The 22,510-nt window shown below is 69.2% G+C and carries 15 protein-coding genes; 3 read left to right on the top strand and 12 right to left on the bottom strand.

Annotated features, from left to right (window positions below; genetic code table 11):
* The first annotated feature begins 343 nt into the window (after nt 1-343).
* Complete coding sequence (locus ACF07B_RS13025; RefSeq protein ID WP_369483804.1) at nt 344-1,033, top strand: GntR family transcriptional regulator; 690 nt, start codon at nt 344-346, stop codon at nt 1,031-1,033.
* Between the two features lie 47 nt (nt 1,034-1,080).
* Here the strand turns inward: ACF07B_RS13025 and ACF07B_RS13020 are convergent, their stop codons facing one another.
* The 3 genes from ACF07B_RS13020 to ACF07B_RS13010 all read right to left on the bottom strand — a co-directional run bounded on the left by ACF07B_RS13020 (nt 1,081) and on the right by ACF07B_RS13010 (nt 3,683).
* The gene (locus tag ACF07B_RS13020; RefSeq protein WP_392178990.1) at nt 1,081-1,965 is read right to left on the bottom strand and encodes an acyl-CoA dehydrogenase family protein; all 885 of its coding nucleotides are present in this window, start codon (nt 1,963-1,965) and stop codon (nt 1,081-1,083) included.
* Between the two features lie 229 nt (nt 1,966-2,194).
* On the bottom strand, nt 2,195-2,749 hold the full coding sequence (locus tag ACF07B_RS13015) for a beta-class carbonic anhydrase (RefSeq protein WP_392178989.1): 555 nt from the start codon (nt 2,747-2,749) through the stop codon (nt 2,195-2,197).
* Between the two features lie 139 nt (nt 2,750-2,888).
* On the bottom strand, nt 2,889-3,683 hold the full coding sequence (locus tag ACF07B_RS13010) for an SGNH/GDSL hydrolase family protein (RefSeq protein WP_369483801.1): 795 nt from the start codon (nt 3,681-3,683) through the stop codon (nt 2,889-2,891).
* Between the two features lie 290 nt (nt 3,684-3,973).
* Between ACF07B_RS13010 and ACF07B_RS13005 the strand changes: the two genes are divergently transcribed.
* Nucleotides 3,974-4,852: an ABC transporter substrate-binding protein gene (locus ACF07B_RS13005; RefSeq protein ID WP_392178988.1), complete on the top strand. Its 879-nt coding sequence runs from the start codon at nt 3,974-3,976 to the stop codon at nt 4,850-4,852.
* 60 nt (nt 4,853-4,912) lie between these two features.
* On the opposite strand, the gene ACF07B_RS13000 is transcribed toward ACF07B_RS13005, so the two are convergent.
* The gene (locus ACF07B_RS13000; protein ID WP_392178987.1) at nt 4,913-7,693 is read right to left on the bottom strand and encodes a SpoIIE family protein phosphatase; all 2,781 of its coding nucleotides are present in this window, start codon (nt 7,691-7,693) and stop codon (nt 4,913-4,915) included.
* A gap of 305 nt (nt 7,694-7,998) precedes the next feature.
* On the opposite strand from ACF07B_RS13000, the gene ACF07B_RS12995 reads away from it, so the two are divergent.
* A complete protein-coding gene (locus ACF07B_RS12995; protein ID WP_392178986.1) occupies nt 7,999-9,237 on the top strand; it encodes an Ig-like domain-containing protein in 1,239 nt (412 codons plus the stop codon).
* Nucleotides 9,238-10,220: 983 nt separating this feature from the next.
* On the opposite strand, the gene ACF07B_RS12990 is transcribed toward ACF07B_RS12995, so the two are convergent.
* Genes ACF07B_RS12990 through ACF07B_RS12955 form a run of 8 tightly spaced genes read right to left on the bottom strand, consistent with a single transcriptional unit; the run spans nt 10,221 to nt 22,494 of the window.
* The gene (locus ACF07B_RS12990) at nt 10,221-11,630 is read right to left on the bottom strand and encodes a DUF6177 family protein (RefSeq protein ID WP_392178985.1); all 1,410 of its coding nucleotides are present in this window, start codon (nt 11,628-11,630) and stop codon (nt 10,221-10,223) included.
* The gene (eccCa, locus tag ACF07B_RS12985) at nt 11,627-15,616 is read right to left on the bottom strand and encodes a type VII secretion protein EccCa (RefSeq protein ID WP_392178984.1); all 3,990 of its coding nucleotides are present in this window, start codon (nt 15,614-15,616) and stop codon (nt 11,627-11,629) included. Before eccCa ends, ACF07B_RS12990 begins: the two co-directional genes overlap by 4 nt.
* Nucleotides 15,613-16,722: a hypothetical protein gene (locus ACF07B_RS12980; RefSeq protein WP_392178983.1), complete on the bottom strand. Its 1,110-nt coding sequence runs from the start codon at nt 16,720-16,722 to the stop codon at nt 15,613-15,615. The genes eccCa and ACF07B_RS12980 overlap by 4 nt, the downstream gene beginning before the upstream one ends.
* A gap of 8 nt (nt 16,723-16,730) precedes the next feature.
* On the bottom strand, nt 16,731-18,095 hold the full coding sequence (eccD, locus tag ACF07B_RS12975) for a type VII secretion integral membrane protein EccD (protein WP_392178982.1): 1,365 nt from the start codon (nt 18,093-18,095) through the stop codon (nt 16,731-16,733).
* Between the two features lie 31 nt (nt 18,096-18,126).
* Nucleotides 18,127-18,399, bottom strand: coding sequence for a hypothetical protein (locus ACF07B_RS12970; RefSeq protein WP_388140643.1), 273 nt, complete (start codon nt 18,397-18,399; stop codon nt 18,127-18,129).
* Between the two features lie 60 nt (nt 18,400-18,459).
* Complete coding sequence (locus ACF07B_RS12965; RefSeq protein ID WP_392178981.1) at nt 18,460-19,347, bottom strand: pentapeptide repeat-containing protein; 888 nt, start codon at nt 19,345-19,347, stop codon at nt 18,460-18,462.
* The gene (locus ACF07B_RS12960) at nt 19,322-22,105 is read right to left on the bottom strand and encodes a hypothetical protein (protein ID WP_392178980.1); all 2,784 of its coding nucleotides are present in this window, start codon (nt 22,103-22,105) and stop codon (nt 19,322-19,324) included. The genes ACF07B_RS12965 and ACF07B_RS12960 overlap by 26 nt, the downstream gene beginning before the upstream one ends.
* Nucleotides 22,102-22,494: a DUF6507 family protein gene (locus tag ACF07B_RS12955; protein ID WP_392178979.1), complete on the bottom strand. Its 393-nt coding sequence runs from the start codon at nt 22,492-22,494 to the stop codon at nt 22,102-22,104. Before ACF07B_RS12955 ends, ACF07B_RS12960 begins: the two co-directional genes overlap by 4 nt.
* Nucleotides 22,495-22,510 lie beyond the last annotated feature (16 nt).

Raw genomic sequence — 22,510 nt, 5'->3', positions numbered from 1 at the left:
TGCGGGAGACTTGAACACTACCCCATACAGGCTTCTGTATACAGAACTCAATCCGAATCAACCCTCTTACGCTGTACGGCAATTGACCGCTGGAGTGACAGCGACGAACACCACGGGCGGCGGACGACACCCTCCGACAGGGCGAACCGCGCACCGGCGTCACCTCATCGCCGGGAGCCCCGGCCTCGGGTGAGACCCCGACCGGCCTGGGACCACCCCCCGGCAACCCGCCATCCTGCATACGAAAACCTGTATCCTGACGCGACCGTCGGCGACCCTCCCGGCGGCCACCTCTTGGCAGAGCCGTCGGCCCCGCGCGGGCCGGTGGCGGAACGGGGTTCCCATGCGCGAGGCACTCACGGCCGCCGCGGCCCGGCGCGTCACCCGCCCGGCCCCGCTCCGGCAGGCGGTGTACGACGCCCTGACCGAGCTGATCGTCAGCGGCTCCCTCAAGCCCGGCCAGCATCTCGTCGAGGCCGAGCTCGCCGAGCACCTCGGAGTCAGCCGCCAGCCCGTGCGGGAGGCACTCCAGCGGCTCCAGACCGACGGCTGGGTCGACCTTCGTCCCGCGCAGGGAGCCTTCGTCCACTCCCCCACCGAGCAGGAGGCCGCCCAACTCCTCGGTGTCCGCGCGGTTCTGGAGATCTACTCGGCCCAACTCGCCGCCCAGCAAGCGAAGCCCGAGGATGTCGAGAGACTCTGGCAGCTGCACCAGGAGGGCGTCGACGCGCTCGCCGCGAGCGACATCGAGCGACTGGTCGCGGCCAACACCGCCCTGCACACCTTCATCACCTCGATCGCCGACAACGCCGTCCTGGCCGAACTGATCGCGGGGGTGAGCCAGAAGGTGCGCTGGTACTACACGCCGATCGCGCGGCCCCGCGGCAAGGAGGCCTGGAACGAGCACGCCCAGCTCATCAGGGCCATCGCCAAGGGCGACTCCGACCGCGCAGGCGAGGTCATGCGCAAGCACACCGAGCGCACCACCGGCTTCTATCGCAAGCAGCTCGCCGCCGGGGCGAACCAGGACTGACCGAGGGGTCTCCCGCACGGGGCTCATCACCGGCGCCGCCCGCCGGATCACGCCGCGGGCGCCGGCCGGAGGTGTTCGCCCCCGGGCCGGAGCGTGCCGGGGCCGGTTCGGAGATCACCACCCCCACGCCCGAGAGCGTCGGCGCCCGGCCGGAAGGTGCCGGCTGCGTCGGTGCCGTGACCAAGTCCCGGGAGTGCGCCGTCGATGGCCGCCCTCAGTTCCAGCAGCCACGGCCGCACGCCGTTCAGCAGGATGTCGAGCCCTCCACCGTCCCGTCCGAGCATCACGTCGGCGGGAACGAGCACCGGATCCGCGGACAGGGTGGACGTGGCACTGCCGTTCGGCCCTCCCCCCGCGGGCCGGGCCGGGACGAACAGTTCCGCGGCCTGCGCCGGAACGACCCACAGCGTCAGACCGTCCCGCCCCGCGAGCCGTCGCGAGGACCAGAGGTAGCTGTCGGCCTCACCCGCCGCGACCACCTGCCGCTTACGGCCCCGCAGGGCGACCACGTCCGCGAAACGGGCGGCGCCGGAGCGGGGCCTCCCGAACTCCCTCCCGTACGGCTCGTCCTCCCCCGCTTCGCCGGATCCGCCCTCGGACAGGGCGAGGCCGACGAGGTGCCGCCCGGCGGCGATCTCCTCCCGCACCCAGGAACCCCCGCAGGACTCGATGGCGGCGACCGCGGCGAAATGGGACGTGAGCACGGCGGCGGTCGCGGGGCAGACACGGGCGGTCCGCGCGACCACGTCGACGGCCTCCGCAAGCCCGAGCCCGCCACCTCCGGATCCCGCGGCGACGGTGAGACCGAGGAGCCCGGCACGACCGAAGGCCGACACGGCGTCCCGGGGGAACCTGCCTTCCCCGGCCGTCGTTTCGGCGGCGGGCGCGACGACTTCGGCCAGGACGGCAGAGAGAGAAGTGCGGTAGGACACGGGGCTGCCCCCTCCTCGCGAACGACTTCCCACGGGAAACCGAGGAATCGAGAAACTGCATACAGTATGCAGCTCGATCTCAAGGTGCACCAGGGAGGTACGCGGCCGATTCCAGGAGCCCTGCTCTCTCGCCGTACGCCACGACTCCCCCACCCGGCACCCCGCACCCCGCACCCCGCACCCCGCACCAAGAGAACAGGGGAGCCGGGGAACCGGGGAACCGGAAGACTCACACCCGCGGGTCGATCTCCCTCAGCAATCCGGTCGTGACGTCGAAGACGAAGCCGCGGACGTCGCCGGTATGGGGAAGGAACGGTGAAGTACGGACCCGCTGCATCGACTGCCGTACGTCCTGGTCGACATCACGGAACGCCTCCACCGCCCAGGCCGGCCGCTGCCCGACCTCCATCTCCAGCTCGTGCCGGAACTCCTCGGTGATGCTCTGCAGCCCGCAGCCGGTGTGATGGATGAGGATGACGCTACGGGTCCCGAGGGCACGCTGACTGATCGTCAGGGAGCGGATGGTGTCGTCGGTGACGACGCCGCCCGCGTTGCGCACGGTGTGGCAGTCGCCCAACTGGAGTCCGAGCGCGGCATGGAGGTCGATGCGCGCGTCCATACAGGCCACGACGGCGACGCGTTGAACAGGGCGGGCGTCCCTGCCGGTGTCCACGAACCTGGCCGCGTACGCACGGTTGGCCGTCACGAGCCGGTCGATGACCGTGCGGTCGCCCGGAAGCGGGTCGGCGGACCGGTCGGGGCGACGGGATGCTGAAGTCGACATGGAAGGGCTACCTCACTCCGGTCGGTGACGGAGAGACCTCTACCCCTTCGATGTATGCGATATGCGATAGCCCGCGTGTTCGCCGGCCCCACAGGGCGCGCGGCCTCCGCGGCCGGAGGACGCGCGCCCCGCGAGGAGGTCAGCTGTTGGCGTTGAGGACGGGGTAGTAGCCGCTCGCGTGGCCGGTGGCGGTGGGGTGGTAGGACTCCCAGCTCGGGGAGATCACCAGGGAGTGCAGCCAGTCGTCGCTGGAGCACAGTTCATGGCCGCCGAAGGTGGTGCGGACGTCACCGAAGACGAAGCCGTGGGCGGCGGCACGGGCGGCGATGACGGTGTCGAGGACGTCGGCAGCCTCGTCGATCTTGCTGTGCTTGGTGCCGCTGAGGCCGACGCAGAAGACGTTGAGGGTATACACGTGCGGGTAGCCGAGAACGACCACCTTGGCGTTGGGCGCCTTGGCTCGGATGGCGTCGTAGGTGGCGTCGAGGCGGGCGGGGAGCGTGTTCCGGGCGTAGTTCTCGGCCGAGTTCACCCGGTTGACGCAGTCGGTGTCGGAGCCGGTCACGCAGGTGGTCATGACGTCCGAGAAGCCGGCGTCGTTGCCGCCGATGGTGAGGGAGACGAGCCCGGTGGCGGAGGTCAGCGGGCCGAGCTGGCTGTTCGTCACATCCGTGGTGACCGCGCCCGAGCAGGAGGTGTCGGCGAACGAGGACGGTGCGTGGGCGTTTTTCCACAGATAGGGGTAGGCGCTGAGGCTGCGGTGGCAGCCTCCGCTCGAACTGTCGTAGTTTCCTGCGCCGTTGCCTGCCGAGTACGAATCCCCCAGCGCGACATAGGCCGGCCCGGCAGCGTGTGCCGGACCGGTCAGCGCCAGGCTGAACATCATCGCGAGGCCGAAGGTGGCAAGGGCGGACAGCAATTTGACGCGTCTCACGAGACCTCCCTGAGCGGGAAAGCTGGCCCTCATTTGGTACAACAGGCAACCACCTTGCGGAAGTGTTCATGTCAAAACTGTTTCCAGCGTTAACGTCACGTTTCGCAGCCGGGAGGCACGGGCAGCCGCCGGGCCGGGACAAGGCTCACGCTTGCGGCGGCCACGGCGGCACCGCCCGAAGACGGGAATCCGACCCGCGCCCCGGAGTCCTCCCACGCGGCTCCGGCAGTCGTATGGTTCGGGGTGATTTATGGTGAATCAAGGAGTATGCCCCTACCGGAGGTGCAATGATGCGCGCCGCGGCAGCGACCGTCTCTCTGGCTGTCAGCGTGGCGCTCATCGTCGCGACATCGGCTTGCGACCAGGGCGGGTCGGAGTCGCCGAAGACCCACTACGGCGACTGCCCGATCTCGGGTCATTACGGGGAGTTCCACCTGTCGCCCAAGACGGCGGACGCCCTCACGGTCAAAACCACCCTGCCCGCACCCGGCTGGTGGAACGGTGACACACCGGACTCCATCAAGAGCGGCTACGAGTACTGCATGGCCGCCAACATCGCGTACCGGTCCGGACTCAACCGGGTGAAGGTCGAGAACGCTCCCTTCCCGGAGGTCGTGTCCGGAAAGACCAAGGACTTCGACCTGGCCCTGGCGCAGATCACGATCACCCCGGAACGGAGCAAGGTCGCCGAGTTCTCCCCGCCCTACCTCTCCTCGACCCTGGGAGTGCTGATCAGGGACGGGGAGAAGATCAACGAGGACAACATCCGTGACGTCCGCATCGGCGTGGCCGAGGGCACCACGGGCGAGGAGTTCGTCAAGGAGCGCCTCAAGCCGACCAAGCCCGTCACCTCCTTCCCGAACGACCCGGACATGGTCACGGCCCTGGAGGAGGGACGGATCGACGCGGTCGTCCACGACACGACGATCCTGCTGGCGTATCCCCAGAAGCGGGAGGGCAAGGTGCGCCTCGTGGGCCAGTACAAGACCGACCAGGGGTACGGCGCCCTGTACCCGAAGGGGTCACGCAACAAGGACGAGCTGGACCGGATCATCAGACAGCTGATCGACGACGGGACGCTCACCAAACTGTCGGCCGTCTATCTCGGGTCCGCCTTCGGCCAGGACCCGGCCAAGATCCCGTACTTCACGGTCGACGACGGCTCCTGAACGCTCCGGGGGCGCACACCCCGGGGCGACGGTCCGGGGTTTCCGTTCCTCCGTCCCGCGTCACAGGTCGGCCATCAGGAGAGCGCCCAGGTCTCCCAGCGCTCCGGCGTCGAGCGCCTGCTCAGCCCAGATGATCTTGCCCCGGTCGGTGTACCGGGTTCCCCAGCGGCGGGACATCTGCGCGACGAGGAACAGGCCGCGGCCCCCCTCGTCGGTGAGGGTCGCGCGGCGCAGGTGCGGGGAGGTGCTGGTGCCGTCGGCGACCTCGCAGATCAGGCTGTCGCGGTCGCGCAGGAGCCGCAGGCTGATGGGGCTTCCTCCGTACCGGATGGCGTTCGTCACCAGTTCGCTGAGGATCAGCTCGGTCGTGAAGACGGCCTCGCCGAGCCCCCAGGACTCCAGCCGGCGGGTGGCCTCGGCGCGGATCCGGGGGACGGCCGCGGGGTCGTCGGGCACCTCCCACTCCGCGACCTGCTCCGGGTCCAGCAGCCGGGTGCGTGCGACGAGCAGGGCGACATCGTCACTCGATCTGGTGCGCAGCATCGCGTCGAGGACCACCCGGCACGTGTCGTCCGGGGTGGCGCCGTCCGTATCGGCGAGCGCCTCCCTGAGCATGCCGAGCCCGACGTCGATGTCGCGGCCGCGGGCCTCGACCAGGCCGTCGGTGTAGAGGACCAGCCGGCTGTCGGCGGCCAGCCGGAGTACGGCCGTCTCGACCGGCAGGCCTCCTCCCACGCCGAGTGGCGGGGCGACGGGGATGTCGGGGAAGGTCACGGAGCCGTCTGGTGAGACCAGCGCCGGACCGGGATGACCGGCCCGGGCGAGAACACACCTCCCGGTGACCGGGTCGTAGACCGCGTACAGGCAGGTGGCACCGGTGACGGCCTCGGTGTTGCCCTCCGCCGCCGCGTCCTGGTCGATCCGGGTGATCAGCTCGTCCAGGTGCGCGAGCAGCTCGTCCGGGGGCAGGTCCAGGGCGGCGAAGTTGTGCACCGCGGTCCTCAGACGCCCCATCGTCGCGGCGGCGTGCAGACCGTGTCCGACGACGTCGCCGACCACCAGGGCCACCCGGGCGCCCGGCAGCGGGATGACGTCGTACCAGTCGCCGCCCACCCCGGCCTGGGCGGGCAGGTAACGGTGTCCGACCTCCAGGGCGGACAGCTCGGGAAGCATGCCGGGCAGCAGGCTGCGCTGGAGGGTGACGGCCGTGGTGTGCTCGCGGGTGTAGCGGCGCGCGTTGTCGATGCACACGGCCGCCCGGGCGGCGAGTTCCTCGGCGGGGGACAGGTCGTCCGGCTCGAAGGGCTCCTGCTCCGAGCGCCAGAAGTCCACGACCCCCAGCAATTGGCCTCGAGCCCGGAGCGGCACCGAGATCATGGAGTGGATACCGTATTCGATGACCTGCTGGGCCCGCTCCGGGTCCTGGGCCCGCCATCCGTCGGCCAGAGCGAGGTTCTCCACCAGGACCGGCCGGCCGGCGGTCATACCGATGGCCACGGGGTTGTCGGGCACGTAGGGCATACGCGTCCCGACGGGGTAAAGGGGCGCGTCGTCCCGGATGCCCTCGGCTGCGATGCGCCGCATTTCCATATTCGCCCCCGTCGGGTCACCACCGCGCATTACAGGCTCCCCCAGCTCGACGGTGGCGAAGTCGGCGAAGCGCGGGACCGCCACCTCGGCCAGTTCCTCGGCGGTGCGCTTCACGTCGAGGGTGGTACCGATCCGCGTGCTGGCCTCGTAGAGCAGTTGCAGGCGCCCGCCCGCCACGTCGGCCCGGCCCGCGAGGGCGCGCAGCTCCGTGGTGTCCCGCAGGGTGGCCACGCTGCCCCCCTTCGCGCCCACCGGCCGCACATTGACCGCGAGCAGGGTGTCCCCGGCCAGGAAGACCTTGTCCGTGGCCGCCCGGCCCGAGCCCAGCAGCGCGGCCAGGCCCGGGCTCAGCCCGAGTCCGGTGACCAGCTTGCCCTCGGCCTCCGGCGGCAGGGCGAGCAGCCGGCGCGCCTCGTCGTTGACCAGCAGCAGCCTTCCGTCAGCGTCCAGAATGATCACGCCTTCCCGGACCGCGTGCAGCACCGCGTCGTGGTGCTCGTACATCCGGGTCATCTCCACCGGCCCCAGGCCCCGGGTCTGGCGCCGCAGACGCCCGCTGACCAGTGCCGAGCCGCCGGCGGCCAGCAGCAGCGCGACGCCTCCGGAGATGAAGATCACCGGCAGTTGGCGCTGCACCACATTGCTCACCTTGTCCACCGTGACCCCCACGGTGACGAGGCCGACCGCGTTCCCCTTCTCGTCGAAGACGGCCACCGTCGAGTCGACCGCCTTCCCCAGGCTGCTGTCGAACGTGGTCTGGTGGGGCTCACCTCCGAGCGCCTGGCCGTAGGAGGTCGATACGTGCTTCCCGATCTGGTCCGGGTCCGGGTGGGTCCACCGGAAGCCGTAGGGGCTCAGGCACACGACGTAGTCGACGCCGGTCTTCTTGCGCACGACCTCGGCATGTGGCTGGAGTTCCGCCGTCGGGTCATCGCTCTTCATCGCGTCCGCGGTGCCCGGGGCGTTCGCGAACGACTCGGCCGCCACCAGTGACCGGTCGCCGGCCTCCTGGATCGCGCGATTGCGGTCCTGGATGACGAGCACCACCACGGCCGTGGCGACGAGCAGCAGGACGACCACCAGTTGCAGCAGGAAGACCTGCCCGGCGACGCTGCGCGGCTTCCGGAACGGCAGCAGACGTCGGCCGGCCGAATGGCGACGGGCTTCCGAGCCGGCTTCCGGCGACACGGCCTTCGGCGGCACGCGGTCGCCCCGTCGGCTCGCTGGGACGTTTCGCCCAAGTTTGCCCATTTCCTCAGTATCAGTGACCTGCCCGGAGGGCGCGGCTCAGGGCGGGCCGGTGGCGGGCCGGGCGCCGGTCGCGCCGGACCCCTCGCCTCCGTATCGCCGTGCGGCCTGGGCCGATCGGTGGGAGTGGGTCGATCACGCGCCGTCCGGCCGTCGAGCGGGGCGTCGGCGACGCACGCGTGCCGCGTGAGACCCGCCACAATTCACCCCACAAAACGGACTAATGCGCAAAAATACTTCTTTGGGACTGATGGCCGTACCTGGCAATCGGTCCCAGGATTCACCGACCAGTGGCATGGGAGAAGCGTTTGATCACCGTACGCAAGCGACGCACCGGGCTGATGGCTACGGCCGGGGCACTCGCACTCACGGCACTGGGCGGTACCAGTTATGCCGCCACGAACGACACCGGGACGCACTCGGAGACGCGGGCACAGGCGACCCAGGCGGCCCCCCAGGGCGCCTCCGACACCTCCGACACCTCCGACGCCCGAATAAAGATCACGCCCGGGCACGCCCACGATGTCGGGATCAACGACCCGGTGAAGGTCACCGTCAGCGACGGCAGACTCACCAAGGTGACCATGACCGCCGTCGCGACCGGCACCGAGGTTCCGGGCACCCTCTCCGCGGACGGCACGGCCTGGACGCCGAACGGGCCGCTGAAGCAGGCCACGCGCTATCAGGTCGCCGCGGAGGCCGAGGACGCGAAGGGCCGCTCCGTCACCGGGAACGCCGCGATCTCCACGGTCTCCCCGGCCAACGACTTCCTCGGGCACCTCTCCCCCGAGAACGGCTCGACCGTCGGTGTGGGCATGCCGGTGAGCTTCACCTTCGACAGGGCGATCGGTGACAAGGCCGCCGTCGAGTCGAAGATCCAGGTCAGCTCCAGCAGCGGCGAGCAGGTCGTCGGCCACTGGCTCGGCGACAGCCGCCTGGACTTCCGCCCCGAGCACTACTGGAAGCCCGGCTCCACCGTGAGCGTCACCATGACCGTCGACGGCGTCCAGAAGACGGTCACGTTCAAGGTCGGCCGGAGCCAGATCAGCACCGTCGACGCCAAGACGAAGCAGATGTCCGTCGTACGGGACGGCAAGACGGTCAAGACCATCCTGATCTCGTCCGGCAGCGCCGAGCACCCGACGTACAACGGTCAGATGGTGATCTCCGAGAAGTACCGGCACGTCCACATGAACGCCGCGACCGTCGGCCTCACGGAGAAGGACGGCAAGCCCTCGTACGACATCAAGGCCGTACCGCACGCCATGCGCCTGACCGACTCGGGCACGTTCATCCACGGCAACTACTGGGGCGGCGACTCGGTCTTCGGCAAGGTCAACACCAGCCACGGCTGCGTGGGCCTGAAGGACGTCAGGAACGCCGGCGACGGCAAGCAGCCCGCCGCGTGGTTCTTCGACAACTCGATGACCGGTGACGTCGTGATCGTCAAGAACTCCGCGGACAAGGCCACGGTGGCCCCGGGCAACGGCCTCAGCGACTGGAACATGCCGTGGAGCGAGTGGGTCTCGGGCAGCGCCTCGAACTGACGCCACGCGACGCGCGCAGGCGCACCTGAACCCTTCCGCCGGGCGGCGGCCGGAACCACACCGGCCGCCGCCCGCGATGCCGAGGACGCTCGGACGGCCCTCACCCCGGGAGTCCTTGAGCCACCTCGATCCAGGAAAACGCGAAGAGGACCGCGGCCGCCGGGCCGTGGTCCTCATGTGCGTATCTCTACAAGAAGCGGGACGTTCACGAGTTCCGCTGACCAGCGACGATACAGCCAGTTGCTAACGCACTTCCCTGCGACATCAAGATCACTCCCCAGATAGTTGCGGACGCATGCAATCACGATGGGACAACTTGGGGAAAGCGTGCGAGGTCACCGCAAGCACTGGCAGGGATGCTGCCTGACCTCTCGACGCCTGGCACTGCGCCACATGTCCGCCCGCCCAGGTATGAGAATGTCGGCGGCCATGCATCTGTCGTCCCGTCGGCAGAGTTGGCTCTGTACGGCTTGGCTTCTGGCCCGAGCCGTCCGGGGAACCCTGACACCTGGTTGATGGAATCGCATGCTGGCGGTTATCCAGGCCGGGCAGCCCCGGGCCGAGGCATCTGCCGTGGCCAGGTGGACCCGGCGCCCACCGTCCTCGCACCGCTCGACCCGTATGACGGGCACCCGTCGAGGTCGAGCAGCAGCGTCGTATCGTTGACCAGGCCCGTGGCTCCCCAGTGATCCTTCTGCGTAGAGAACAGAAATGACCACCCAGGACCACGGGCGTCCTGCATCCAGGGCCGACAACCATCCCGCCCGTCAGAAATCATGACGGGCAGTCAGCACACACCGACAAGGCACCGCTCAACTTCGAAGACCTTCATGCTCCTGCCAGGGGAGGCGGGAGGCGAAGTCCAAGACGGGCTTGAAGCTGAGCGGGTCTTGGCCGAAGGCCGCGACGTCTCCACCGATCGAGTCGGCCACCGCGGCTCTCTTCATGTCCGCCACGTGGCCAGTCATCCAGGTCCGGGGCTGTCATGCCCCCTTCAGATGGCGGGTGAGCTGCTGGAGTGTGTTCCAAGTGCGGGGGTCGGTGCCGTCACCGAGTAGGTAGTGGAGGGCGGGTTCGGTTGGAGGGCCCAGTCGGCTGGACGAGAGGTTGAGGGGTGGCCGGAGGGCCTGGGCGAGGCCGACGTCCCGGACCGCTTCGGAACCCAGCGTGAACGAGACGGGGACGGGCGGGGCCTCGAAGCGCGGGGGAATCGTGAGGTCGCGGCGAGCGCTCCGCAGTGAGGTGAGCATGCTGGTGAGGCCGTGCTGCGTGGCGAGGGTTTCAGCGAGGGGCTCGATGGCGTCGAGGGGCGGGGTTTCGTCCTTGCCGTAGCCGAGGGTGAGGGTGATGTCCTCTTCGACGCCTGCGGGGGTGCGGGTGATGCGGACGGTGGCGATGGCCGGGCGGCCGGGGTGACCGACGGCGATCAGCCAGGTCGGTTGGGGTGCGCGGTTGCGGGCGAGGTCCGTCAACTGGCGGGTGGACCAGGGAAGGTTGACGGGTTCTGCGGTGCTCCAGCCGGCGGGTGGGGTGCCGGTGAGGTGCTGCCAGGCGGTTTCCAGGGCGCGGCCGAGGATCAGGTCTTCGTCGGCGGGGTGCCGGGTGCGCTGGGAGAGGATGAGCTGGCGTTCATCGGCGTCAGTGCTGGTGGCTGTGAAGGCCTTGGCGGCGGAGGCGGTGCCGTTCTCGTCGAGGACGGGGGTGAAGGTGCCGCCCCTCCAGTGGAGTAGGGCGCCGGAGAGGCCGTCGTAGAAACCGTGGTCCGGGTCTTGGACGACCCAGCGGTTGGGATGGCCGTGCAGGGCGGTGCGGGTGGGCAGGGTCAGGCGGGTGGTGGGTGGGGTGACGATCTGCAGGGCGCGGTCGTCGGTGGTCGCGCCGCGCAGGGCGTCGGAGAGCCAGCTCGTCATGGTGACGAGGGGGCGGTCCTGGATGACCACGGCAGCCTTGGTGGTGAGGACGTCCACTGCCGGGGCCGACGTGGCGGGGACGGGGACCGCTGCGACGTCCGTGGCGAGCGGGACAACGTCGGTCGAGGCCGCCTCTGGGGGCCAGACCGTGCCGTTCAGGACGGTGGCGAGGCGTCCGGCGAAGGACCCTGCCAGCCGGCCGCCCTCCGCGACGGCGGTGGAGGCGCGGGCCTCGGTCCACCACACCGGGCTGTCCGGGAGATCCGGACCGGTCCCGAGGAGGCGGGCGGTTTCGCCGGGGACCTGGATGAGGATAGGGGCTTCGACGGAGACGAGGGGGCGGCCGTCGGGGGCGCAGAGCTGGATGACGGCGCCGTCGGCCAGGGTGTTCACGCCGAGTTCGGGGCCGCCGGCGTAGAGGCCTGCGAGGAGTGTGCGCAGGTCCGGCATCTTTGAAGTGAGGGCGATGACGTCCTTGGTCACGGCGCGGATCCCGGGTCTTCGTCGGTGAGGGCGGTCTGGATGAGCTGGTGGTGGCGGCCGCGGCGGATGAGGGTGCCGCGGCCGGGCGGTTGTGCGGAGGCGTACAGGCCGGGGAAGAGCTGGCCCTCGGTGCGGTCGCCGGTCATGAGAAGGGCGGTGGTGCCGGTCTCCCGCAGGGTGGTGAGCAGGGGTTCGTACAGGGCACGGGAGGCCCCGGCGGTGCGGCGGGCGATGACGAAGTGCAGGCCGATGTCCTGGGCGGAGGAGATGTATGGCAGGAAGGGGGCCAGGGGCTGCTGGCCGGCGGTGGTGAGGATGTCGTAGTCGTCGACGAGGATCACGATCCGCGGTCCGGTGAACGAGGGCTCCGTATCGGCCGCGTCGGGGTCCGCCGTCTCCGGCAGGCGTTTCTCCAGCTCGGTCGCGATGCCGGTGGCCAGCGCGGCGGCCAGCTTCGCGTTGTGGGCGTAGCCGCCGCGGTAGGGCTCGGGGACCACGCCGCGCAGGCCGCGCCGTGGGTCGAAGACGCCGAAGACCAACTCCTCATCGCCGTATCGATCCACCAGTTGAGAGACGATCAGCTTCAGCAGGTTTGTCTTGCCGCACTCGTTGTCGCCGAGGATCAGCAGATGCTGATCGCTCCCGAATAGGTCGAGGAGGGCGGGAGCCAAAGCGTCCTGGTCGATGCCGATCGGCACACGCCGGGGTTCGGCCGCCAGGGACGGCAGCCGTGGGGTGGGCAGTCGGGTCGGCAACACCCTTACCGGAGACGCTAGTTCACCGTGCCAGGTGGCGCGAATGGTCCGTGCGGCCTTCTCAAGGGCCGGACCGAGGTCGCCCGTGGACGGGGAGGCGTCGATACGGGGCAGCGCGACCTGTGCGAACAGCTTTCCGTCGGTCAGGACCCGGCCGGGGGTGTCGGGTGAGAGGGTCTCGGACAGCTTGCGGTCGATGGACGAGTCGGCCGGGTCGTTGAGGCGCAGTTCGACGCGGGTGCCGAACATCGACTGGGTGGCGATGCGGACGTCGTTCCAGCGCAACATCCCGGCGACGACGTGGATGCCGTAGCCGCCGCCGCGCTTGAGGAGGTCGGCCACAGCGTCGTCCAGGTTGGCGAACTCGTCGCGCAGCGCGCCGAATCCGTCGACGAGCAGCACGATGTCGGTCGAGCCGAGCTGCGGCAGCTGGCCCTGGGCGCGCAGGTGGCGCAGCTGGTCGATGGAGTCGATGCCGTACGCGCGGAAGAGATCCTCGCGTTCGCCGAGCATCGTGCGGACCTCGGCGACGGTACGCGCTGCCCGTTCGTGGTCGGCGCGTCCCGCGATGCCGCCGACATGCGGCAGCCCGGCCAGCACGGACAGGCCGCCGCCGACCAGATCGAGGCCGTACACGGCGACGTCGTACGGCGTGTGGGTGAGAGCCAGGGAGAGGGCCAGGGTACGCAGCAGGGTGGTCTTGCCGGACTGCGGGCCGCCGATGACAGCCGTGTGGCCGCCCGCGACGGTCAAGTCCAGCAGCCAGGACCGCTGCCGCTGCTTGGCCGGGTCGTCCAGGATGCCGAGCGGAATGCGCATCGAGCCGTCGCGGTGAGCGAGTCGAAGGCCTTCCGTGTCGGCTTCGAGGGGCCCGGCCGCAGTGTCGAGGGTGACGGCGTCCGGTAGTGGCGGCAGCCAGATCCGGCGCACCGGCGGGGCGGCGGTGGCGAGTTGGCCGACCATGACCGACATCACGGTCGGTCCGGTCTCGCGCTTGGGGGCGGCGAGTTCTTCCGCGGCGTCCGCATGCGATGGGTCGAGCGTGTTGTATGTGGGGTAGGGCCAGGCGCGCGGCTCGTCGTTCCGTTTGTCGCGCAGGGCCGGGCCGCGGTAGGCGCCGGAGACGTAGCCCGCCTTGAAACGTTCGTACGTGGAGGTGTCGACCTTCAGATAGCCGAAGCCCGGTAGCGGCGGCAGGTGGAAGGCGTCGGTGGTGTCCAGCACAGTGCGCGACTCGTCGGCGGAGAAGGTGCGCAGCCCGAGGCGGTAGGAGAGGTAGGTGTCCAGGCCCTTGAGCTTGCCGCCCTCGATGCGCTGGCTGGACAGCAGCAGGTGGACGCCGATGGAGCGGCCGATGCGGCCGATGGACAGGAACAGATCGATGAAGTCCGGCTTCGCGGTGAGGAGTTCACCGAACTCGTCAATGACGACGAACAGGTGCGGCAGGGGCGCCAGGTCGGGCCGCTCGGTGGCGCGCAGCGCGGCGTAGTGCCCGATGTCGGCAATGTTGCCCGCGTCCTTGAGGACCTGCTGGCGCCGCTTGACCTCCCCGGCGAGGCTGCTGTGGACGCGCTCGACGAGCCCGGCCTGGTTCTCCAGGTTGGTGATCACCCCGGCCACATGAGGGAGCTCGGCGAAGGGGGCGAAGGTGGCACCGCCCTTGTAGTCGACCAGTACAAGGGCCAGGTCCTCGGGAGAGTGGGTGGCCGTCAGCGCGAGGACGAGAGTGCGCAGCAGCTCACTCTTGCCGGAGCCCGTCGCGCCGACGCACAGCCCATGCGGGCCCATGCCGAGCTCGGAGGACTCCTTCAGATCCAGTAGCACCGGCTCATGACGATCCGTCAAACCGATGGGTACGCGCAGGAACGCTCGCTCACCGCGCGGCGCCCACAGCCGGCCCACGTCCAGCGCGGCCGGATCCTCGATGCCCAGCAGGCCCGAGAAGTCCACCGGCCCGGAGACCGGCGCGCCCTCAGCCGCGGACTCCGCCGACAACCTGAGCGGGGCCAGCATTCGGGCGAGCCCTTCGGCTCCTGGAGTGCTGACCGCGTCCGATGCCCCCTGCGAGACCGTCGAGGGCGCACGCAGGTCTTCCACGCTGACCTGGCCACCGGCAACAGTGATGCGGAGGGTCACCTGGTCGGGTTCGTGCACTCGTTGCTGCAGCAGGTGCAGCACGGTGACGCCCATGTCGGTCAGGTCAACGGCCGTGTCCGGGCGGGGAAGTTCGGTCGCTGTCTCGCCGTACTCGTCGCTGACGACCAGTAGGCGGCCGGTCATCCGCAGTGCGTTGCGGTCGGATAGGCCGCGCCGTACCTCTGCCGCGTACGAGGCGCGCTGCCTCAGGTCGTGGCGGCACAGCGTGGCCAGCTCGGCCAGGCTGGGTGCGATCCGGCGGGCGGCGATGGGACCGTCGTGCTCGCTGGGATCGAGGACGTGGGGCAGCCACTTGGCCCATTCCCACTCGGCCAGCTTCTCGCCGGGTATGCCGAGGGCGACGGCGACGTCGTCCGGGGCGTGCGTGACGGAGGTTTGGATCAGTAGCGCGTGGGCGACCCGCAGCACGCCCTCGCGGTCGCCTACGATGCTGACGTTTCCGGCCCGGTCCAGTGGCACGGTGAGCGGGAAGTCCGTCGCGGTGCTGAAGCGGTTCTGCAGGGCGCGCGCCTCGTTGAGCATGAAGGGGTCGGGCGGGGTCAGGACGCCGCCCGTGCTGTTCTGCCCGACCAGCAGCTCCTGCACCGGTACGTCCCCGGTGCCGACCCGCACCTGCAGGAAGTCCGCGTCATGGCGGCGCCGCTCCCACAGCCGTGCCGGATCGCGTACGAGGTCGTACAGTGCCTCGGGTGGCGGATTGAGCAGCTGGGACTGTCGGCGCAGCTCCCGCTCCCCGGTGCCGAGCTCGTCGCGCAGTTCCTCCAGGTACTCCAGGTAGCGTTCGCGCTGGGTGCGCCGGGTGCGCTGCGCCTTGCCGCGCTGGGACAGGAACCGTGCCACCGCGCCCAGCAGCGCGAAGACCAGCACGATCGCGCCGAGCGCGGCGAACTGGCTGTTGCGGATGACGGTCATCATCACGACCGAGCTGATGACGCCGGCCATCGGCAGCAGCGCGGTCGCCGCGTTGCCGATCTTTCCCTCGGGCAGGTTCGGCGGCGGCTCGATGGTGTGTGGCTGGGCCGGGACGAGGGGCCGGGTGGAGCGCGCGGGCCGGTGGATCCGGTGCTGGCTCATCGCACCCTCACCGCCCGGTGCATCGCCTCCGCGGCCAGGCGCACGGCGGCGTCCCGGGTGGCCTGGCCCAGCATGACGGTGTGGATGGGGCCTCCCTGGGCCAAATGCCGGTCATAGGGGAGAGAGACCACGGCGACGCCCGCCTCCCGCAGGTGCGCGGCGGCCGTCTTCTCGTCGAGCGTGGTGTCGGGGGAGCTCGCGGAGAGCGCCACCGCGGTACTGGCCAGGGCCGCGTGCGGAAGCTGGGCCAGCCAGTTCAGGACCTGGCGAGTGCCATTGACGCCCTCGGCGGTCATCGGGGCGACCACCACCCGGGCGTGCGCGGTATCCATCGCCGTACGCGCCACGTCACCGGGCAAGGACTCGCAGTCCACCACCGTCACTGCGAAGTAGCGCCGCAGCGCCAACGTCACGGTGCGGTACGTGCGTACGTCCATCGGCGCGCCGACACGCCCCTGACCCGCGGGCAGCAGCCAACCACCGTCGGCCACCGGCACCAGGTAGCCCGTGACATCGGTGAGTTGCATTGCAGGGGTGAGTATCTGCGCGAGGTCGGCACACGACCAGCGCACCGACTCCGCCCCCATCCGCACTGGCAACGTTCCCAGCGCCGCGTCGGCCTCCAGCGTGAGCACGGGATCGTGTCGGTAGTGGTTGAAGGTGCGGCCCAGCAGCGCGGAGACGGTCGACTTGCCCACGCCGCCCCGGATGGACGTGACGGCGATGATGCGCCCGGTGGTTACCGGCCGTTGCAACTCTGTTGCGAGGTGCGTCTGTTCGGCCACGTCCTGCCCGGCCGACGTGGTGAGCCTGCGCAGCGAACGCCCGGTGCGCTGCGTCAGGGAGTCACCGTGCTGGGGGCGGCCCAGCGCGTGGGCGAGTCGTGGGTCCACGGTCGGTACGGACTCGGGGGTCGTTAGGGGCAGGCGCGGATCCCGGGTTCCTCTGGGTACCGGCCGGGTGGGGGACGCCGGTTGCGGCGGCGGGCTCGGGAGCCGCGGGTCCACCGGCGCCGGAGGCATCGGTGGGGAGGTGCTGGCCGGTGCAGCGGGGGTGTCGGCCAACTCCCGCAGCACGTCCCGCTGCCAGTCCCCTCCTTCAGTCATGCGGATCCCTACGCGAACGTGCCGAGGAGACGCCCGTACACACCGAACATGCCGATGAGCAGCGGGAACAGGGCGATGACACCCACCGATTCCAGAACGTCACCGGCACGCCGCAGCCGCACCCGCACATGCTCGGCCGGCTCCACCACCAACACCGCGAGGGGAGCGATCGCCAGCACGGCGAGCACGGCGATGGGCCCCGCCGCTCCCGCGTGTCCCAGCCACACCACGATCAACCGGACGGTGACGACTGCAGCGGCCACCAGAAGCGCGACCACCTCGACTGTCAGCGGATAGGCGCGCGCCCGCAGCGCCAGCACCACCGTGGCGACAAAGGCCAGCAGCACAGTCCATCCCGACGGCTCCCGCAGCACGAGAACGCCCGCTGCAGCCGCGGAGGCTGCCAGGACGACCGTGGCGCAGGCCAGCCCGCGATGGGTGGCCGCCAGCGCGGTAGTCACCTGGTAGCGACTCACCGACGCACCGCCCGTACGCCGGTCATCCAGCGAGGACAGTCCCGACGCCATCAACGCCACTCGCGGCAGCACACCCAGCACCACCACCGACACGACCGCGAGCACGGCACCCAGCCGCGCCTGCCCCGTCACGGTCTCCGCACCGCCCTGCAATGCGGCCGCCACCTCCCACAGTACGAGACATCCGGCAACCGCCGCGGCCCCGATCAACGCGCCACGTCCCAATGGCGAGAACCACCCCACGAGCAACAGCGCCGCCACCACGGCCGCCGCGACACCCGCCAGCCGCACGGCGCCGGACCAGCCGTACGCGTCAGCCGACGTCCACGCACCGAGCACGCCCAGCGAACCGGCCGTGACGATCAACGTGGTGGCCAGGCCCCGCTGCCGCGCCCGCCCGAAGAAGGCCCCGGCCAGCGCCGACACCACCGCCGCGATGGGCAGCACACCAGCGACTGCCGGCAGGTCGTACGCGCCCCGAGCCAGCACTCCGGCGGCCAGCGCCCAGAACACCGTGGCCATCCCGGCCACCACACGCCGCACCGCGGGCCGCCACCGCCACGTCCGCACATCCAGATCGTCGGCCACCTCATCGGTGACGTCATGCACCACCGGCGCCGACGGGGCAACCTCCACCCTCACCAGCCGCAGCACCGCGCCGTCCGGCACCCCGGCCGACTCCAGCGTGCTGTCCTGATCCAGCGCCGAACCGTCCACGGTGACCAGATGCCGCAACTCCGGCCGCGCCGACGCGCGATCGTCGAGCAGTCGCATCACTTCCGGCAGCAGCAGCCCGATCGGCTCCCGCGACGGCAGGACGAGATCGACCCGCCGCCGCTCACCGACCAAGGTGACCCGGCTCAACGCCGTACGCCCACCCCTTGTCGTACGACTCATGGCCCCCGCAGATATCACGCGTTCGAACCTATCATCGGGCCGAAGAGGTCACGGAAGGCGAAGACGACGGCTGCACCGGCGCCCCATACGGGCTCTTCCCGATGACTCGATGGGAAACGAACGACCAGCCCACACACCCCGCGCACAGCACCGCCGCGATCACGATCCCGGCGAACACTTTCCCCAACCGTTCATCGACCGACCGACGCTGGCGCTGTGCACCGAACAGCACGGCATCCCGAAGCCGTCGGCGTCGCACCGACACTGACTCCAGCAACTGGCTGTCGTAATCCTGCGCCGCCACGGGTTACCTGCCATTCACAATAAATTGCCTGGTTGCCATGCCGCACACTTGCCAGGCCCGTCATGTGTTCTCTCTGGTGACCTCTTGAATGAACGCGGTTGCTTCCGCTTCAGTGATTTCCACGCGGTTGACTTCGTTGTGCCCCAACTCGTAGAGCCGCAGGTACTCCGTCGGCTCCCAGCGCAGGTTTCTCGTGAATGCCTCGTCGTGCGCCACGCCGTCCACCATGCGACGCCTGACGATGCCCTGAGGGTTGCTCCGTGAGTATCCCTCGCTGAACTTCGCGTAGTAAGTGATGTCCCCAGAGCGCGGGTCAAGAACATGCACCTTCGCTCCGCGGCTGTTGAGCCACCGCTCGAGTTCCAGTCCGTTGATCTCTCGCCGCACACCTGCCTGGTCAATGACCGCGGGGCCGAAGACCGTGCCAGAGAGCCCCTGAACGACCGTGTGTTCGTCGAGCACTGCCTTGAAGGATGTCTCACGCACTGACGCGTTGGTGAGATCGGCACCCTGTAGCTGGACATCGATCAGGGAGGCGCCATCGAGCTTCGCTCCCCGGAAGTGAGCCGACCGCGCATCAACGGCCCAGAGGTCAGTACTACCCAGGTCTGCCTCGTCCAAGGTGGCGCCCCGCAGGGAGGCCTCATCGATTTCAGCCTTGACCAGCGACGCCCTGGAGAGGTCAGCCTCATCCAGCACGGCTCCATCCAGGTTCGCCCGATAGAGGTCGGTGCCGACGAGTTTCGTGCCCCGAAGGACAGTTTGCGTCAGGAGTCCCATGGCGAGATCCGCACCTGACAAATCTGCCTGGGACACGTCGAGTCCTGAGACGTCCAAAAGGGAGTCCGCCTGCTCGACCCACTCCCGCAGGGCGGAAGCGGCCTCCGCATCGGGCGGCATCATCCGGACGATTCGGTTCACGTCACGGATACCAGACAACTCGATCACTCCACCCGTGCTGCTCGACGATCGACTTGACGTCGTTGATCGCCGCTTGGTTGGCATTGCGTATGTCGAGGATAACTATGCGCCGCCTCGTGACAATCTGATCCTCCAGCTTGCGCACCCACCCTTGGTTGTTCGCGGGGTTGTACGCTCCCTTGAACGGCAACGACTTGTCGCGGACGTTGTTGAGCGGGGGCCAGTCGGAGTGCACTCCCTTGATGTCGTAGAACTCTCCGGTGCTCGGCGAATAGAGATCGCCCTGGTTGGCTCCAGGAGGCCGCTGGATGTCGGTGGGCACTTTCCCGTTCTCGCGTAGGTCCAGCGCGACGCGGGCTTCGTCCATCTCCGACGGCTTCACCTTCCCCTTGTGATCGGGGTCCTGCTTCAGCCAGTCGAAATCGTCGCTGTATCGCTGCGCAAGATCATGCAGATGTGCGTCATGAGATGTTCGCTGCTCCGGAGTGAGCTCCGGGGGCGGCCCATTCCCGTGCACAGACTCGTCACCATGTCGACCCAAGTCGACGTCGGGTGCGTCGGTGCCCCCTGCGCCATGCAGATCGTGGTCGAGACGGATCGAGTCTGCTCCATGGGGAACCGGAACCCTGTCGAACAGTTCGTTCTGCTCAGCCTGAATGGCTGCGAATTCATCGCTGGAGATACCGGGAAGGCGTCCCTTCTCGTAGAGGACGTGCGTGTCCATCTTGGCGGCAAAGCTCTCAGGGGTGTGGAACTGCACCTCGAAGACCTGGCCTGTCGAAGGTTCCCGCCAGGTGGAGTTGATGCCCTTGTACCCCGAACCCTCCCAGGTGTTCTTGAACGTGACATTCTCGAAGCCCCGGGCGCGCAGTTCGTCAACTGCTTGCTGAACGCCGTGAGAGTAGTCCCTGGTGGGGAGTTCGACCGTGTAGCGAAGGGAATCTCTGATATTGGCCAGAGCACGCTCTGGTGTCAGCCGGGCGTCCTCGAGCAGGGCAGTGGCGACCTTGCGCTTGAGGGAATCCTCGCCCTTCATGCGGTACTCAAGACCGTTGAGCTTCCCGTGCTCGACGTGACCGGCAGCCGCTTGAATGGCCTCGGTGATGTGCGGCTCGGTCGCCAAGGCCCGTCCCATGAACTGGCTGGTGGCAGCGTTCTCCTGTGGACTGAGTCTCAGGCCTTGCGGTCCTTCCCAGGAACCGTCGGGGAGGTTGCCCCGAGGCTCCATGGGGCCGTCGGGCAAATGTGAACCGCCGCCGACTGGTGGGCCTCCTGCGTCACCGCCGCCTGGCACGGAGGCATCCGAATGCGAGGCGCCTGTGCCGTCCGGGATATCGCGGCTGTGCCCGATAGACGTATCGCCACTGCCAGAAGTCCCGTGGCTGGACTGCGACGACGGGCCGTCGTTGACGTGAGCCGTGGCTTCACGGGCGCGGGAACTCGCGCCAACACCCGCAAGCTCCTTCTCCGAGGGAGTCTCGTGCTGAGCGGCACGTGCGTCGGCAGGCGGTTCGTGGAGCGGGGTGTCACTGATGGCCCTTCCCGCGTCGTCGACGCGGATGAACTGGCCGTCTTTGACGAGGATTTTGGCTCCGTTGGGGAGCTCCAGCGCGCTGTGCGGGGTGCGCAGGTCCGGGATGCCGTTCAGGCCGCGGAGGTTGGCTGTCACCTCGGCGATCTTGGGTATGCCTCTGGTGGTGACCTTGACGGCCGCGTTGATCGGGTCGATGGCGTCGCCGATCTTGGCGGTGACGGAGGCGACCTTGGCGGCGGTGCCTACCCGTCCGGCAGAGGCGACCTTCAGCGGGCCGACGCCGAGGGTCAGACCGTTGAAGACGACAGTGGCCGCGGCGCGTGCCGGGTTCTCCTTCCACATGTCCCAGGCGACGAAGGACTTGCCGAACTCCTTCGCGTACACCTTGCTGTCCTGGGCGAAGTCACTTGCCAGAAAGCCGGTGGGCTTCTGCCCGCCGGATTCCATGAGATACGTTTCCGCACCGACAATCCCGCGGACCAAGCCCTCCCAGGCGTTTCCGGCGGCATCGCCGCCGTGGACGCCGGTCAGGGTGGCGAGACCGTCGATGGTGCCCCAGACGTTGTCGACGATCAGCCCGTCCCAGACGAAGCTCTTGGTGTAATAGCCGAGGTCATCGGGGTCCCACCAGTTGTGGGACTTGCTCACCGGCGTGCCCCAGGGCAGCTTCTCCATCCGCTCCAGCGCGTCGGCGGTGTAGCCGTAGAGTTCCACACCGCGCGGGATGAACAGCGCCTTGCCGCCGCCGACCATCACGTACTGGGTGCCGCCGACCAGAGCGGTGATCTTGTTATTGGCCGCGATCTCGGCGGCGGTGAACGCCGCCTTGGCCTCGGCCACCCCGTTCATGAGGGTCTGGTGCTGGTCGACCTTGTCCTGATCGTGGCTCCAGTTCTCGTCGAACGCGCCGCTGCTGGTCTTCAGACCCGCCACGAAGGTGGCCGCCTCGCTCTGCAAATGCTTGAGCCGTGCGGCGATCGGCGCGACCTCGGTGGCATACGTCGCCAACGCGTCGGCGACCGTGGCGAGCTTGTCGCCGAAGCCGTCCGCACGGTCGCGCACCGGCACAGTGGAGGCGAACAGGTCCTCCGCCTCGGGCGCGTGGTAGAAGGCGGACAGGCGCTGGAACTGGGTGTGGGCGGCCCCGCCGGCCTGCCGGATGCCGTCCGCCTCGCCTCGCAACGCGGTGATGTGGTGGTCCAACTGCCCCAGATCACCGGTGAACTGCGGAATGTTCTCCGGCTCGATCACAGCCGGCCCATCGTCCAGCCGGTCGGCATGTCCGGCTCCACCAGGCCAGCCGCCCGATGCTGCACCTCGGCCGCCATCTCCAGATCGCCGGACGCGTAGGCGGTGGTGGCCTCCACCGCGCCGGTCACCGACTTCCCCATCCGTACGCCGATGAACTGCAAGTCGCCCGCCGTACCCTCGACGAACTCGGCCAGCGCTGCGGCCACCAGCCCGCCCTGCCCCTTGCCCTCGCCGCTCGCCCCGCCCGGGGCGAGAGTGCCGGCCGAGGTGGCCGCACCCTCCAGATCATCCGAATATCCCTGCAAGATCTCGTCCAGGACCCCCATCACATCCCCCACATGGGAGACCACAACCCCGACTCCGGACGGCGTGATGTCCCACCCCGACATACCAACCCCCGTTGAA

Source organism: Streptomyces sp. NPDC015532, from assembly GCF_043078065.1.
In the GTDB taxonomy this organism is placed as follows: domain Bacteria; phylum Actinomycetota; class Actinomycetes; order Streptomycetales; family Streptomycetaceae; genus Streptomyces.
Note: the sequence above shows the minus strand (reverse complement) of the source record. Positions and strands in the feature narration are given on the sequence as shown.

What these genes read in the sequence shown, in the direction of transcription:
- ACF07B_RS13015 (WP_392178989.1), bottom strand. Translation starts at nt 2,749, where the DNA reads ATGTCGACTTCAGCATCCCGTCGCCCCGACCGGTCCGCCGACCCGCTT.
- eccCa (WP_392178984.1), bottom strand. Translation starts at nt 15,616, where the DNA reads ATGAGCCAGCACCGGATCCACCGGCCCGCGCGCTCCACCCGGCCCCTC.
- ACF07B_RS13025 (WP_369483804.1), top strand. Translation starts at nt 344, where the DNA reads ATGCGCGAGGCACTCACGGCCGCCGCGGCCCGGCGCGTCACCCGCCCG.
- ACF07B_RS13000 (WP_392178987.1), bottom strand. Translation starts at nt 7,693, where the DNA reads ATGGGCAAACTTGGGCGAAACGTCCCAGCGAGCCGACGGGGCGACCGC.
- ACF07B_RS12980 (WP_392178983.1), bottom strand. Translation starts at nt 16,722, where the DNA reads ATGACTGAAGGAGGGGACTGGCAGCGGGACGTGCTGCGGGAGTTGGCC.
- eccD (WP_392178982.1), bottom strand. Translation starts at nt 18,095, where the DNA reads ATGAGTCGTACGACAAGGGGTGGGCGTACGGCGTTGAGCCGGGTCACC.
- ACF07B_RS12955 (WP_392178979.1), bottom strand. Translation starts at nt 22,494, where the DNA reads ATGTCGGGGTGGGACATCACGCCGTCCGGAGTCGGGGTTGTGGTCTCC.
- ACF07B_RS13005 (WP_392178988.1), top strand. Translation starts at nt 3,974, where the DNA reads ATGCGCGCCGCGGCAGCGACCGTCTCTCTGGCTGTCAGCGTGGCGCTC.